This is a genomic window from Pedobacter sp. 22163, assembly GCF_052045595.1.
GTDB lineage: Bacteria > Bacteroidota > Bacteroidia > Sphingobacteriales > Sphingobacteriaceae > Pedobacter.
Map to the genome: position 1 here is coordinate 191,387 of NZ_JBQEPM010000010.1, position 15,126 is coordinate 206,512.

Here is a 15,126-nt window from a genome sequence, read left to right on the forward strand (position 1 = left end):
ATCAGATAGGATATGCCGTTTCGCTTTTAGGTTCTGAGAGGACAAAATAACTTTGAACAGTTGTGATATTGGGCAGTGTAGCGAGTTTATTCCGCAGAAATTCGTGGTAATCATCCATATCCCTGGTAGCGATACGGAGGATAAAATCGTGAGCACCGGTCATCTGCAAACATTCCATTACCTCAGCAAACTTAGAAACTTCTGTTTCGAATTCGATCAGGGTTTTAGCCGTATGTTCTTTCAGCAGTACATGTGAAAAAGCGATCAGGTTTCTGTTGATCTTTTTCCGGTCGAGAATAGCCACAATCCTTTTAATATAGCCTTGTTCCTTTAATCGCCTTATCCGTTCATGGATAGTGGCTATAGATTTATGCAGCTTCAAGGATACTTCTTTATTGGTTAAAGAGGCATCATGCTGCAACAATTTTAGTATTTCTACATCAACCTGATCTAAATCTCCGTGGGTCATAAACGTTAATAAATTGAAAAAAAATATAATGGACATTCAAAAAAAGCGTCAAAACCAAAATAAAGACTAATTTTTTATCAAAAAAGCAGAAATTTTCTGTAAAAAACAACATGTGTTGACATAAAAAATTATAATACTGAATTTTACCGAAATAAAAATCAATCAAAATAGCTATTGCTATCCGATGTAATCAACAGTTATGACCACAATAACAGCAAATAAAATGACTTCTGCCATGGAGGGAAAATTCGAACATTTATCGCTTCTGGTTGGTAACACACCAATGCTTGAGCTCACCTACACCTACCAGGGGAGTGTAGGTAAAATTTATGTTAAATGCGAGCATTACAACCTAACTGGCAGCATTAAAGACCGGATGGCACTTTACACGCTAAAAAAAGCGTATGCCGAAGGTAAAATCAAAGCTGGTGATCGGATTGTTGAAGCCACCAGTGGCAATACCGGGATTGCATTTGCAGCCATCGGTAAAGCTTTGGGCCATCCGGTAACCATCATTATGCCAAATTGGTTGAGCAAAGAGCGCATGGATATTATTAAAAGTTTAGGTGCAGAGATTATTCTGGTGAGCAAAGAAGAAGGCGGTTTTATCGGCAGCATTAAACTTGCAGAACAGATGGCAGCAAGCGATCCAAATATTTTCCTGCCTAAGCAGTTCGAGAATATCGCCAATCCGGAAGCACATGAACATACCACTGGGAAAGAAATCTGGGAGCAGTTGCGCTTGAAAAACCTTTCGCCCGATGCTTTTGTTGCCGGAGTAGGAACCGGGGGAACTATTATGGGGGTAGGAAATTTCTTAAGAAAGCAAAATCCGGCCACTAAGATACATCCGCTGGAGCCTGCAGAATCGCCGACCTTAACTACTGGTTATAAAGTAGGTAGTCATAGAATCCAGGGCATCTCTGATGAATTTATCCCCGAAATTGTTAAGCTTAACGAACTTGATGAAGTGCTACAGGTAAACGATGGCGATGCCATACTGATGGCACAAAAACTGGCCGAGAAACTTGGTTTAGCCGTAGGCATATCATCAGGCGCAAACGTAATCGGCGCCATAAAGCAACAACAAAAAATGGGCACAGAAAGCTGTGTGGTGACCATCTTTTCGGATAGCAACAAGAAATATTTAAGTACCGATTTAATGAAGGTAGAACCTGTTAAAACCGGATACATTAGCCCTGAAGTAGACTTTATCGACTATCAGGCCTTTAGCAGATTACATTAATCAAAATAATCAACAAATAAACCACAACATGAAAAAAACCACCATTTTATGCTTTGCCATATGCCTGATCAGCCTTAGCGCATACAGCCAGATTTTAAAACCTGTAACCTGGAGTTACGCAGCAAAAAAAACCGGGCCTAATACGGCCACTGTTTTCATTAAAGCCACTATAGATCAGGGCTGGCACCTTTATTCGCAATTTGTTAAAGATGGCGGTCCGGTTAAAACAACCTTTAGTTTTCCAGCATCGGGTGCTTATACCCTAGTTGGAAAAACCATCGAACCAAAAGCCATAACCAAATTCGAATCTACTTTTAAAATGGATGTAAGCTATTTTGAAAAATCAGTAGTGTTTCAACAAAAAGTGAAGCTAAAAGGCAAAACCGCAACCATTAAAGGCAATGTAGAGTTTATGGTATGCGACGATAAACAATGTTTACCGCCAGAACAGGTAGATTTTAGCATTCCTGTAAAATAATAGCGTAACAAAGCATATGATATCCTTAAAGAAAATCTGTCTCGGTTTGCTGTTCTGTTGTGCAATATCCTTAAATGGATATGCTCAGGACAGTACAAATACGGAAGAGCTGACTTTTACAGAGATTAAGCCAGAAGCGGTTGACAGCACAATTAAAGCAACTGATACTGTTGCTAAAATAGCTGCTCCTGCTGTTACTCAAAAAACTATTGCCCAACCGAAAGAAGAACAAAAAACCTTGTGGGGAATTTTTATTGCAGGTTTTGTTGGCGGTTTAGCAGCTTTGCTGATGCCCTGTATCTTCCCCATGCTGCCCCTTACAGTAAGTTTCTTCACCAAGGGATCAGAAAAAGGAAGGGCTTTTCGGCGTGCGGCACTGTATGGTTTTTTCATTATCCTCATTTATGTGGTGCTTGGGCTTTTGGTAACGGTAATTTTTGGTGCCGATGCGCTGAACAGCCTGTCCACCAATGGTATTTTTAACTTTTTCTTCTTCTTATTGCTGGTTGTTTTTGCAGCTTCGTTTTTAGGGGCATTCGAAATTACCCTGCCCTCTTCCTGGGTAAATAAAATGGATGCCAATTCTGATAAAGGCGGCATTGCAGGATTATTTTTCATGGCCGGAACTTTAGCCCTGGTATCTTTCTCCTGCACAGGCCCTATCATCGGCACACTACTGGTACAGGCAGCAACAACAGGCGCTTTATTAGGTCCTGCAATAGGCATGTTCGGTTTTTCCCTTGCCCTGGCCATTCCTTTTGCACTGTTTGCACTCTTTCCATCGGCAATGAACAAACTGCCGAAATCTGGTGGTTGGTTAAACAGCGTAAAAGTAGTATTGGGTTTTCTTGAACTTGCATTCGCATTAAAGTTTTTAAGCAATGTAGATCTGGCCTACCATTGGGAGTGGTTTGATAGGGAAATATTCTTAAGCCTGTGGATCGTTATTTTCGGGATGATGGGCATGTATCTTTTGGGCAAACTGAAATTTTCGCATGATAGTCCGCTGGCATTTATCTCTGTACCAAGGCTTTTTCTGGCAACAATAGTTCTTTCCTTTACCATTTACTTAATCCCTGGTATGTGGGGCGCACCGTTACACAGTGTATCGGCTTTTCTTCCACCACAGGAAACACAAGATTTTGACCTGTACACCACTGGGTTACTGGCAGGAAAACAAACGTCAACAAATGATGGCCCGCATAAATATGCGGATAAGTTCCACGCGCCGTTAAAGCTGAATGCTTATTTCGATTATAACGAAGGTTTAACTGCAGCAAAAAAACTAAACAAACCTGTGCTGATTGATTTTACCGGCCATGCCTGCGTAAACTGTAGAAAAATGGAAGCTAATGTTTGGCCAGACAAGGATGTGTACAAAATGATCAACGATGATTATGTACTGATCCAGTTGTATGTAGATGATAAATCGGAACTGGCACCAGCAGATGTAGTAATTACACCGGAGGGAAGAAAACTCAATACCATTGGTAAAAAATGGAGTGATCTGCAGGCCAGGAAATTCCAGTCTAACTCACAGCCTTTTTATGTATTGCTCGATCCCAAAACAGAAGCACTACTGGCACAACCACAGGGTGCAGATTATGAAATTACAAATTATAAAAAATTCTTAGAAAGCGGATTAAACGCTTTTCATAAGAAATAAAAAATACTGGTCATTGTAGAAGTATGGCTAGTAGTTAGTGATAGTTAAGACGACGATATGGGCATTGCCGGATGGCATGCCCATTTTACCACCAGATGCGTGTGATAAGACACACCTAAATCCCACCTTAATACCTAAACCATGAAACTTAAAATTTTTGTTGCCGCTGTATTATCAATAGCAAATACGGTTGTCAACGCACAGTCCCTTTACCAGTGGAAAACGGCCAGCAGTGGCGGTTATACCTATAAGTATGTAACAAATGATCCGACCCGTTCCCGATTTTATACGCTCAGTAATGGGTTGACTGTAATACTGTCCCAAAACAACAAAGAACCAAATATTGTGTATAAAATGGCCGTTAGAACAGGCAGCAATACCGATCCAAGAACCAATACCGGTCTGGCACATTATCTTGAGCACCTTTTATTTAAAGGCACAGATAAATTCGGCACACTGGACTACGCCAAAGAAAAGCCGTTGCTTGATAAAATTGAGAATCTGTATGAGCGTTACAATAAGACCAAAGACGGGCCGACACGAAAAAAGATCTATCAGGAAATCGACAGCGTATCTGGCGTAGCCTCCAATTACGCTATTGCCAATGAATACGATAAAATGATGAAAGCGGTGGGTAGCCAAAGCACAAATGCCCACACAACCAGCGAAGAAACTGTTTACGAAGAAAACCTGCCATCCAACGCGGTAGAAAAATTCCTTGCTGTACAGTCAGAACGTTTCCGCATGCCAGTGTTCCGTATATTCCACACAGAGCTTGAAGCAGTTTATGAAGAAAAAAACAGAGGGCTTGATGATGACGGCACCAAAATGTACGAAGGCATGTTGAATGCGCTCTTCCCAACCCATAACTATGGTCAGCAAACTACCATCGGAACAGTTGCACACCTAAAAAACCCTTCCCTGGTAGAAATCAGAAAATATTACAACAGATATTATGTACCCAATAATATGGCGCTGATTATGTCTGGCGATATTAATTATGATGCGCTAATTAAGGTCATAGACAGGAATTTCGCTTACATGGTTTCCAAACCATTTGCGCCATATGAGCCTGCTCAGGAAAAAGCATTGACAAAGATTCAAAAAATAGACATAAACGGCCCAAGTGCAGAAAGTTTATATATTGCTTACCGGGGTTTTCCGCAGAACAGTCATCAGAGTTTATTATTGGATCTGATTGGCAGCATCTTATCGAACGGGAAAGCAGGGATGCTTGATATAAATCTGAACAAACAACAAAAGGTTTTAAAGGCCAATGCCGGATACAACCAAATGAAAGACTATGGTATGTTCATATTGTCGGCATCGCCAAAAGCAGGACAAAGCCTTGAGGATGCTCAAAAGCTTTTGACCGGGCAGATCGAGCTGCTAAAAAAAGGTAGTTTCGATGAAGGGCTTATTAAAGCAACCGTTGCAAACATCAGGCTGGGCGAGTTACAGGCTTACGACAGCAACGATGTACGTGCAGATGCAACCATGACAGCATTTATCTTAAACCGTGGTAAGGAATGGGACAAGATGCTTTCGTCGACTGATGCCATGGCCAGGATAACCAAGAAGGAGATTGTTGATTTTGCAAACCGGTTTTTCATCAACAACTATGTAATCGTGCTTAAACATAAGGCCGAGGACAAAAGCATTGAAAAAATGGAGAAACCGGTGATTACAGCGGTAAAAACCAATGCAAACGAAGTTTCCAATTTCGCAAAGGACATCATATCCTCAGCAGTTAAACCCATTGCCCCGAAGTTTCTAGATTACAAAAAGGATTTGGCGCAGGGCAAAGTGGGTATCGCCGACCTGATGTACGTACAGAATACCGATAACAGCATTTTCCGCATGGGTTACCGCTTTGAAATAGGCTCATACCATTCCAAACTTTTGCCTTATGCCGCCCAGTACCTATCCTTTTTGAGCAGTGACGAATATACTGCTGAAGATATCAGCAAAGCATTTTACAATATCGCCTGCAGCTACAGCGTAAATGTTGGTACAGAGGAAACCATGGTTTACATCAGCGGTCTACAGGAGAATTTCAACAGGGCAGTAAGCTTGTTAGAACATCTGCTCTCCACGTGTAAGCCGAATGAAGGCGCCCTTGAAGATTTTAAGGCCCGCCTGCTGAAAACAAGGGACAATGCAAAACTAAACAAGAACTCCATACTTTCAGGACTGATGAGCTATGCGCAGTATGGCAAGGAAAATCCATTTAACTATGGGCTGAGTAATGATGAAATCAAAAATTTGAAGTCGGCCGAACTAATTGATATCCTGCATAAGCTGGGAGACTTTAAACACACCATCATCTACTATGGACCCAAACCAATGGCTGACCTTACAGCGCAGATAACAAAGCTGCATAGGTTACCCGGGTCTTTCAGCGACATCCCTTCCATCAAAAAATTCAACTATGAACCTACCAATGCCAACAAAGTGTACTTCGCCGATTATGATATGGTTCAGGCAGAAATCCGATGGATCCGTAATGCTGGATTGTACAACCCGGCCCAAAAAGCGAAAATCAGTTTATTTAATGATTATTTCGGCGGAGGTATGGGCTCTATCGTATTTCAGACAATCAGGGAATCAAAGGCTTTAGCCTACTCTACGTTTGCCATGTACTCCTCGCCTAAAAGTAGAGATAAACAAAATTCGGTAGTAGCCTATGTAGGTACACAAGCCGATAAAATGAATGAGGCAATTGCTGCGATGAACGAATTACTAAGCAGCCTGCCTGAATCGCAAAAAGCATTCAGCCTATCAAAAAACAATGCATTGAGCGAACTGGAGGCTGAAAGAATTAGTAAAGAAGGGATAATTTACACCTATCTCGCGGATAAAAAACTAGGCTATGACTATGATTCAAGAATAGATGTCTATTCTGCACTGAAGCCGCTGGGTTTCGATGACCTCAAGCATTTCCATGAGCAGAACATTTCTGGCAAAAACTATAATTACTGCGTTGTGGGTTCAGAGAAAACCATCAAAACGACCGATCTTGAAAAACTCGGCACATTGGTTAAGCTGGATTTATCTACCATTTTTGGTTACTAAAATTAAACAATAAACTGAAGTCCCAAGGTCGTTTGATCGTTGGGACTTCTTCATTTAGTTATACGGCCTGCGGGCCATATAAAAAGCCAAAGGATGTGTCCCCACGGTAAACTTTTACGGGAGTAGTATTTATCCGGTACGATATATGAGAAATATATAATTCTTACCCTTAAATGTATAAGCGGGCAGCGATTTGATGATGGAACTTTGTGTAATCAAAAATTAAAACAATGAACACAACAGATCAACAATCGAAAATCGTCCTGGTAACCGGCGGTAGCAGGGGAATAGGAAAAAGCATTGCATTGAATGCAGCAAAACGCGGCATTGGCGTACTCCTCACTTACAATAGTCAGCCCGAACACGGACAAGCGGTGGCTGATGAGATCAACCAAAATGGTGGTAAAGCGGTTGCATTGCAGCTCAACTCAGCCGATACGGGATCATTCAGCGATTTCGGCAAACAGGTAATGCAAGTGCTTAGAACAGAATGGGGCCGGGAAGACTTCGACTATCTCGTTAACAATGCGGGAATAGCTCAACGAACACTTATTAAAGATACAACCGAAGAACTGTTCGATCAACTGGTAAACGTCAACTTTAAAGGTGTATTTTTTCTGACACAAAAGCTGCTTCCTTTCATCGCTGACGGCGGCCAGATCATTAACATTTCTTCCGGGCTGGCAAGGTTCGCGTTTCCTGGTGTGGCGGTGTACGGTGCACTGAAAGCCGCTACTGAAGGTTTAACCCGATACTTCGCTAAGGAATATGCTGACCGGAATATCCGGGTGAACAGTGTTGCGCCCGGTGCGATCGACACCGAGTTTGGCGGTGGAAAAGGCGATGAGGACCATAGGCATCAGATTGCAGCCGGCATAGCCCTGGGGCGCCTTGGTGTAGCTGATGATGTAGGTCTTTTTGTTGCATCGCTATTATCGGATGACAGCAGGTACGTAAATGCCCAGCGTATAGAAGTGGGCGGTGGTATAATGATATGACCAATTATTAATAGCAAACTTATGCCTCTCCTTATTCAAACGGGAAAATGAAATATGAAACAGCAAAATGCCAGGTATGTTTACTAAATTTGAATCAGGGTTAGACAACGGTTGTATGGATTATATAGATATCAAATCAATTGCTGAACTGCATGTTTTTTTTCATTACGATAAACCGCTGCACCCGCTTATTTCTGTTATAGACCTGGCCAGGGTTGACCGCTCGAACAGAAAACCGGGAGCTTCTTACCGGCTTGACCTGTATTCCATAGCCTGTAAAAAGATCGAAGGTATATTTAGATACGGTCGGACCAGTTACGATTTTTCAGCGGGTTCGTTAATGTTTACCGCCCCTGATCAAGTACTAACCCCAGGAGCCGAAAATAAGGTGGAGGGCTGGGCAATTTATATACACCCTGATTTTTTAAATGCGACCACCAGAGGCCGTAAATTGTCCGAGTATTCTTTCTTCGGTTATGACACCAATGAATGCCTTCATATTTCAGATGCTGAAAAGGATGTTTTGGAAGATTGTTTGCGCAACATTGGTAAAGAAATTGGAAACAACCTTGATAAACATTCGCATAATTTGATCCTGACCAACCTTGAACTGCTTTTATCTTACTGTTCAAGGTTTTACGACAGGCAGTTTTTTACCAGGGTAAAAGCAGGAAATGATATAGTTGAAAAATTTGAAAGACTTTTGAATGATTATTTTGCTCAAGGCTCCCTGATTGACACCGGCATTCCGGATGTAAAATTTTTCGCTTCGCACTTAAATTTATCTGCCAATTACCTATCCGACCTATTAAGTAAATACACCGGCAAGTCAACACAGGAACAGATCCATTTGAAATTAATTGATAAAGCAAAGCATTTACTATGGAGTACAGAAAGCGCGATCAGCGAGATTGCTTATGGACTCGGCTTTGAGCACCCCTCTCATTTCACCAAAATTTTTAAAAACAAGGTCGGGCAGTCTCCGAAAGAATTCAGGAATCTGAATGGAGGAGAACAACGGCTATAAATAAAAAGCTATGAAAACGTTAAATATCCATCATCAGGCAAAAGCAATCTGGCCGCTTTTGCTGTTCGTATCATTTATATTTTCCATTCCCGTAGAAGCGCAGGATACCACGCACATCCGGAATGTGGTGCTGGTTCACGGTGCTTTTGTAGACGGGTCTGGCTGGCAGCCGGTTTACGAAATACTTACAAAAAAAGGATATAAAGTGAGTATAACACAACATACGCTTACCGCTTTTGAGGATGATGTAGTAGCGGTAAAGCGAATAATTGATCAGCAGGACGGACCCTGTATCCTGGTTGGCCATAGCTATGGAGGAGCCATTATCACGGTAGCCGGCAATGATTCAAAAGTGACCGGCTTGGTATATATCGCTGCGCATGCCCCTGATGATGGCGAGTCGGAGGCAAATAACGGCAAGATGACTCCTTCGGCTTATAAGTCGCTGATCAAAGGAAAGGATGGCTGGGATTATATTGATCCGAAATTCTTCGCTGCCGATTTTTCAGCAGATCTACCAGCATTAAAGGCTGATTTTATGGCCAACTCGCAAACGCCAACAGCAGATTCCGTATTTCATGCCATTATCCATAACCCTGCCTGAAAAACAAAGCCAAGTTGGTATATGGTAGCTAAGTCAGACCGGATCATCAATCCGGATCTGGAAAGGATGTATGCAAAGCGTGCAAAAAGCCAGGTAATAGAAATAGAAGGTGCCAGCCATTCGGTTTACATCTCGCACGCTAAAGAAGTAGCCCAACTCATTATTGCTGCAGCCAAAGGTAGAATACAAAACAAATAACTGTTTGAATATACAATTATCTTTATTTACTGACGCAAACAGCTTGGCTACTCAGGATTTCCACTAATTTATCAGGATTTTCACTCATGATATTGTTTGCACAATGCACAGTCTCTATGTTCCAATCGCCTGAATTTTCAAATTACGGAATAAAAAAAAAGCTCTTAAATTAAATTTAAGAGCTTAATAATAAGGGTGGAGAATATCGGATTCGAACCGATCACCTCTTCACTGCCAGCGAAGCGCTCTAGCCAAATGAGCTAATCCCCCAATTTTTAATATTCAATAACCAAAAAATTAAATAATCATTCAGTAATTGAAACAAGCTTCCTGCCTGAGCAGCAAAAATAGCAAATACTTTCTCGAATGCAAATCATAATTCATTTTTTAATTAATCTTTAGGTTTAAAAGCAAATATGGCCATTAAACAGATTACCGTAAAAGCCGATTGCATAGGATAATTGATGAACAGAAAAAGTACAAATGTGGCAATAAGTAACAGCACAAAAAACATAATGGCCTTAAAAACGGTATCCATAAAACACATGGCTACAATGGCCAAAAGATAAAAAGGAATGATTACGGCAGCTATAAACATCACCGAAAATAAATTCCTAATATTAACCGAACATTAAATATCCTTTAGGTTTAATTCCTTAAAGTTTTGAATTACTATATTCCTTAACCTCTTTTTTGTTTAGCAGCTGCTGATAAGCATCTACAAACTGTGCAACGTTATAACCATCCATCAAAGCATGGTTTACATGTATAGAAACCGACATTATTTTTCTTCCGTTTTCATCTTTTACCTTGCCAAAAGATATTTTAGGGCAGCTGTCCTGATAAGCAAAATTGCGGGCATGTGATAAGGATGTGAAGTTTAACCAGGGCATTGCCGAATAGTGGATCACATTTTCGCCTGATGAGGAAGGGATTAAACCCGTACCTGCCTGTACCTTTTCGATCTCCTTATTGGCTGCTGTTCTAAAATCTTCAAAATCCCTGTAGAAATCCATATAGCCAAATCCGAATGTGCCATTTGGTCTGTTAATGGTAGCTGCAGCATTCACGCTATCGTATTTCCAAACTTCGCCATCAATAATGCGGTAACTAAAAGGCTCTACCTGATTTGCAGCAACCAGCGATTTGTGCAGATAAAGCAGGAAAAAAGAAACGTTATGTTCTTTTGCTTCTTCGTAGGTAGCAGTACAGTCTACCTCTACGGTTACGCCAAAGAAAGGTTCTTCAAAGGCGCTAAAAAATTTAAAATGATCTTTTCTGATCCAGGTGTTTATATCTATTTTTTCTTTCATTCAATTAATTTTGGTAAAACCTCAGATAGACTTTCCATCTGATAAAAATTTGCATGTTCAATGGTATGGTCGATACTTTCATGTACCCATGTGGTATGGAAGGGGATGTGAACGGCATGTCCGCCAATATTCAGTACCGGTAAAATATCCGATTTTAAGGAGTTGCCCAGCATTAAAAACTCCTCAGGTTTACAATCCAGGTGTTTGATCAGTTTTTGATAATCTTTTTCCTGTTTATCGCTCATAATTTCAATATGGTGAAAATAGTGATCAAGTCCTGATTTGGTGAGCTTGCGCTGTTGATCGAGTAGATCGCCTTTCGTCGCAACCACTAATCTGTATTTTCCGTGAAGGGCTTTAAGTACCTCTTCTACCCCATCAAGCAATTCGACTGGTTTATTGAGCATTTCCTGTCCAAGTGTTATCGCTTTACTAATCACAACAGGGGCTATTTTACCTTCAGTTATTCTTAAAACTGTTTCGATCATGCTCAGAACAAAACCTTTGATCCCGTAGCCGTAAAGTGGCAAATTGGCAATCTCAGTTTTGTAAAGTTCAGCCAGAATGCTATGATGAGGCATAAAATCTTCTAAAAGACCTGCAAACTGTTCTTCCGTTTCGCGGAAATAAGGTTCGTTTACCCAAAGGGTATCATCAGCATCAAAAGCAATTACGGTAATTTGATTTTTCATTGTTATGCTTACTTTTAATGCGACAAAAGTAACGCAACCAAGACTTCTAAAAAAGGACATTTGTCCTGACTGAAAAATATGCTACGGACCAATCTTACTTTCTTATCCTTTATCGAACGTTTTTGTACCGAAAGTGAAGGGGGAACCATAACACTTAAAAACTTTAAAGCGGGGTATAGATTTATTGAACAGGGAGAAAAAATCAGCAATATCTACATTATTAAAGACGGAATAAGCAAGTGTTTCATCTCTGAGGAAAACGGTAAGGATTTTATTATCGAATTTTTAGGTAAGGGCGAAGTGGTTGGCGAATTAGAAGCTTTAAAAAAGATTGATTGTTTGTGCAACGTAGCCGCAATAAGTGATGTTACAGCTTATGTTATTCCCGACCATCTATTCCTTTCCTTGATTACTAAAAGTAGTGAATTTACTACAATCTTACTCCAGGAACTGTCTACCAGAATTATACAAACCAGTACACGGGCATCCTTTCAACAGCTATATACCTTAGAATATGCACTTTTGAAATTGCTCAAACTACAGGCTGATGAGCATATTTCCATCTCCAAAGAAGACATGGCTGCCTATCTGGGCATCTCCGTAAGAAGCTTTAACAGAAGCTTAAAGCAGGTGATCGATAAAGGTGGTTTTGATACGCCCGAATTTAAAAACATCCTACAGCTAACCAACATGAAAACGCTGCTGGAAAGATTAAAATAATCAACGTATTTGTGGTATAATTATTGCTTTGAAGATATTTTTACAATTAGCTGTAACGTTTCGATAATTCGACCCGTTTATGTAGAAAAAAATTAAGCGCTCTTTTTGCGCATCTGATGACACACAAATAACCATATATATACAAATGAAAAACTACAACCACCAATTCACTTTGAGATTTCCAAGTTAATCAATATTGAGGAGTGGCATCCATTTAGAATGGATCACTCTGCAATGTAATGATATCCTTAATTATCATTTAATAAAGCCTGTGGCAATTGCCATTTGCGATAATTGATTTCAGCTAATCTTAACAAAACATGAGTGCTTATATAAACATTTACACCAATTCATTAACAGACGATCTTATCCCAACAATTTTAAAACGTTTAAATGAACATGAAAATGTTCTGGATATTAATTCCTCTTTTTCATTTAGAAATCCGAATGGAAACTTGCCAATCGTTTTTAAATGGGACAAACCCAGTTTGGAAATATTTAACGAAAATAACCTAAAACTAAATTTTGGCGTATCCCTTAAATCATTCGACCTTAAGGAGTACAAAAAAAAGCTCTTTAAAGACAAAATTATCAAACAGAGTTTTGTACAAAAGATACTGGGATTATTTAAAAAGAAAAAAAGAAAGGTTGCAAAACCTATAAAACTGAGCGCAGCGGTTGAAGCTCAGCTTCAAAATTATAACAAAGTATTTTCCTTAAAATATCATTCGGGCGATGTTTTCGAAAATCACTTTGCAACCTTAATAGGTGCAATTATTACCGAACTAACCAATGGCGTTTGTCATTTTACCCAGGAAAATATCTGGTATGATGCTAAAAATGTATTAAGAGAATCATTGGTTAACTTATACACACTTGAAGAACTGCCTAACCACATTAACAAGAATGCGGTAGCAGTTGCCAGTTAAAAACATTTTTAAAGCCAATGTTAATCTGCGTTAAACAATAACGGTGATTGATATTGGCTTTTATTTTTCTTCATATTTAAATTTAATCGTGACTATAAAAATCAGATTAAATGGGATATATTCGAACAGATTAACTGCTCGATAAATGAATACATTTGAAGAAACAGGTGGTGTTAGAATAGGCGGCTTTAAGGCAACCTGGCCTTTTGCCACTTTAAAAGTAAGCGAATTTAAACTCGAACTTAATGCATCCATCAGGGGTAATTTTGTTTTTAAACGCTCAGATATTATCGCCATTACGCCCAACACTTCTCTGTTAGGTAGTTCAATTAGGATTACCCATCGTGTTGAAAAATATAATAAAGACATTTTCTTTACCTTTCTGGGAAATGCAGAGGAGCGGATGACAGAGATCATAAAAACCGGTTTTCTTAATGATACCGAACCTACTCCAAATTACATTGACCAAGAGATCAGCCAGCTTCAGGCTCAAACTGGTTTCCCGATTAAAATTCCAGTTGCCGTAGGTGTAGTGGCAATCTGGAACTTACTTTTCCTATCCGATTTTTTCAACATATTTTACACCAGAAAAGAGACAGAAATATTTGGTATTGGGGTTGGCTTAGCGCTTGCTTTCGTATTTTTAATTTGCATATCATTGCTCACTTCACGCTTGGCCAGGCAACTGATGCTAAAGAATGGTAGCAGTAACGATGGCCTTAAGCCTTTTTTATTTTTCACAGCCTTTATTACATTTATACTATTTATTGCTGGTTTTCTTCCACAATATCTCTCAAACCACTAAACATTTAACAGAAAAAGTTGTTAGTTAAGCTAACGAAAAGGAAGACCAAGAAATGAGAGAATCTTTTTTAGTTTTACAGCACAATAAATGCTCAATTTACCAATATAACATATCCCTAAATTCTATTTAAAGCAAAAGCATGAATGTAGAAGAAGTTTTTAAGAACAACGAAAAATGGATCGCCGAAAAACTGGCCATTAATCCTGATTATTTCACTGAATTATCGAAAGGTCAAAGCCCTGAGTTTTTGTACATCGGCTGTTCAGATAGTCGCGTTACAGCAGAAGATTTAATGGGTATACAACCAGGGCAGGCTTTTGTGCACCGAAATGTGGCCAATCTGGTAAACAACGTAGATTTAAACGTAATGACCGTTTTAAATTACGCCGTACGCCATTTAAAAGTAAACCATATTGTGGTTTGTGGCCATTACAATTGCGGTGGCGTTAAAGCAGCCATGCAACCTGCAGATTTGGGCATATTAAACCCTTGGTTAAGAAACATCCGCGATGTATACCGCATCCATAAAGATGAGCTGAATGCCATTGGAGATGAAAGCCTTCGTTATAATAGATTGGTGGAGCTTAATGTGCAGGAACAATGCGTAAACTTGTTAAAAACCGCAGCAGTGCAAGAAGCGATTACTAATCGCGGATTAACCGTTCAGGGATGGGTATTTGATATCCACACCGGCCGGTTAATTGACCTGAAAATCGATTTCGAAAAGATTTTGAAAGATATTAAAGAGATTTATAACCTTTATTAATAGCTGGGCGTTTGGCGTTGAGCGTTTGGAGTCCAAAGTGAATAAAAAAACCAGTAGGTTTTAAAAAGTTTGGCGTTACGCGTTTGGAGTCTAAGGCGCATAAAAACTAGCAGGTTATTTAAAATAAAGAAGTCAAGTTT

14 protein-coding genes, 1 tRNA gene and 1 pseudogene are annotated in these 15,126 nt (G+C 39.8%); 11 read left to right on the forward strand and 5 right to left on the reverse strand.

The window, feature by feature from the left end:
- Position 1: 1 nt before the first annotated feature.
- The gene (locus ACTJKN_RS23120; RefSeq protein WP_440828067.1) at positions 2 to 469 is read right to left on the reverse strand and encodes an Lrp/AsnC family transcriptional regulator; all 468 of its coding nucleotides are present in this window, start codon (positions 467 to 469) and stop codon (positions 2 to 4) included.
- A gap of 199 nt (positions 470 to 668) precedes the next feature.
- Here ACTJKN_RS23120 and ACTJKN_RS23125 point away from each other — a divergent pair, with 199 nt between their 5' ends.
- The 7 genes and pseudogenes from ACTJKN_RS23125 to ACTJKN_RS23155 all read left to right on the forward strand — a co-directional run bounded on the left by ACTJKN_RS23125 (position 669) and on the right by ACTJKN_RS23155 (position 9,761).
- Positions 669 to 1,715, forward strand: coding sequence for a PLP-dependent cysteine synthase family protein (locus ACTJKN_RS23125; RefSeq protein ID WP_440828068.1), 1,047 nt, complete (start codon positions 669 to 671; stop codon positions 1,713 to 1,715).
- Between the two features lie 28 nt (positions 1,716 to 1,743).
- Complete coding sequence (locus ACTJKN_RS23130; protein WP_440828069.1) at positions 1,744 to 2,193, forward strand: protein-disulfide reductase DsbD domain-containing protein; 450 nt, start codon at positions 1,744 to 1,746, stop codon at positions 2,191 to 2,193.
- 16 nt (positions 2,194 to 2,209) lie between these two features.
- Complete coding sequence (locus ACTJKN_RS23135) at positions 2,210 to 3,859, forward strand: protein-disulfide reductase DsbD family protein (RefSeq protein WP_440828070.1); 1,650 nt, start codon at positions 2,210 to 2,212, stop codon at positions 3,857 to 3,859.
- A gap of 141 nt (positions 3,860 to 4,000) precedes the next feature.
- Positions 4,001 to 6,934 (forward strand): M16 family metallopeptidase, encoded by a 2,934-nt coding sequence (locus ACTJKN_RS23140; RefSeq protein WP_440828071.1) that lies wholly within the window; start codon positions 4,001 to 4,003, stop codon positions 6,932 to 6,934.
- Between the two features lie 230 nt (positions 6,935 to 7,164).
- On the forward strand, positions 7,165 to 7,932 hold the full coding sequence (locus tag ACTJKN_RS23145) for an SDR family NAD(P)-dependent oxidoreductase (RefSeq protein WP_440828072.1): 768 nt from the start codon (positions 7,165 to 7,167) through the stop codon (positions 7,930 to 7,932).
- A gap of 76 nt (positions 7,933 to 8,008) precedes the next feature.
- Positions 8,009 to 8,959: a helix-turn-helix domain-containing protein gene (locus tag ACTJKN_RS23150; RefSeq protein ID WP_440828073.1), complete on the forward strand. Its 951-nt coding sequence runs from the start codon at positions 8,009 to 8,011 to the stop codon at positions 8,957 to 8,959.
- 10 nt (positions 8,960 to 8,969) lie between these two features.
- Positions 8,970 to 9,761: pseudogene (locus ACTJKN_RS23155) on the forward strand (alpha/beta hydrolase).
- Positions 9,762 to 9,957: 196 nt separating this feature from the next.
- Here ACTJKN_RS23155 and ACTJKN_RS23160 read toward each other — a convergent pair.
- From ACTJKN_RS23160 to ACTJKN_RS23175, 4 genes are all read right to left on the reverse strand, one after another.
- Positions 9,958 to 10,031 (reverse strand) — tRNA-Ala (locus ACTJKN_RS23160).
- Positions 10,032 to 10,152: 121 nt separating this feature from the next.
- Positions 10,153 to 10,359 carry a hypothetical protein gene (locus ACTJKN_RS23165; protein WP_440828074.1) on the reverse strand — a complete coding sequence of 69 codons (207 nt, stop codon included), beginning with the start codon at positions 10,357 to 10,359 and terminating at the stop codon, positions 10,153 to 10,155.
- 58 nt (positions 10,360 to 10,417) lie between these two features.
- Positions 10,418 to 11,074, reverse strand: a complete 657-nt coding sequence (locus tag ACTJKN_RS23170) for a CatA-like O-acetyltransferase (RefSeq protein ID WP_440828075.1) — start codon at positions 11,072 to 11,074, stop codon at positions 10,418 to 10,420.
- Positions 11,071 to 11,766, reverse strand: coding sequence for an HAD family hydrolase (locus ACTJKN_RS23175; RefSeq protein ID WP_440828076.1), 696 nt, complete (start codon positions 11,764 to 11,766; stop codon positions 11,071 to 11,073). Before ACTJKN_RS23175 ends, ACTJKN_RS23170 begins: the two co-directional genes overlap by 4 nt.
- A 78-nt stretch (positions 11,767 to 11,844) precedes the next feature.
- Here ACTJKN_RS23175 and ACTJKN_RS23180 point away from each other — a divergent pair, with 78 nt between their 5' ends.
- The 4 genes from ACTJKN_RS23180 to ACTJKN_RS23195 all read left to right on the forward strand — a co-directional run bounded on the left by ACTJKN_RS23180 (position 11,845) and on the right by ACTJKN_RS23195 (position 14,986).
- Positions 11,845 to 12,486, forward strand: coding sequence for a Crp/Fnr family transcriptional regulator (locus ACTJKN_RS23180; RefSeq protein ID WP_440828077.1), 642 nt, complete (start codon positions 11,845 to 11,847; stop codon positions 12,484 to 12,486).
- A 320-nt stretch (positions 12,487 to 12,806) separates the two neighbouring features.
- Positions 12,807 to 13,415, forward strand: a complete 609-nt coding sequence (locus tag ACTJKN_RS23185; RefSeq protein ID WP_440828078.1) for a hypothetical protein — start codon at positions 12,807 to 12,809, stop codon at positions 13,413 to 13,415.
- A gap of 145 nt (positions 13,416 to 13,560) precedes the next feature.
- The gene (locus ACTJKN_RS23190) at positions 13,561 to 14,220 is read left to right on the forward strand and encodes a hypothetical protein (protein ID WP_440828079.1); all 660 of its coding nucleotides are present in this window, start codon (positions 13,561 to 13,563) and stop codon (positions 14,218 to 14,220) included.
- Positions 14,221 to 14,359: 139 nt separating this feature from the next.
- Entirely contained in the window at positions 14,360 to 14,986 is a 627-nt protein-coding gene (locus ACTJKN_RS23195) for a carbonic anhydrase (protein ID WP_440828080.1), read from the forward strand.
- Positions 14,987 to 15,126: the final 140 nt, after the last annotated feature.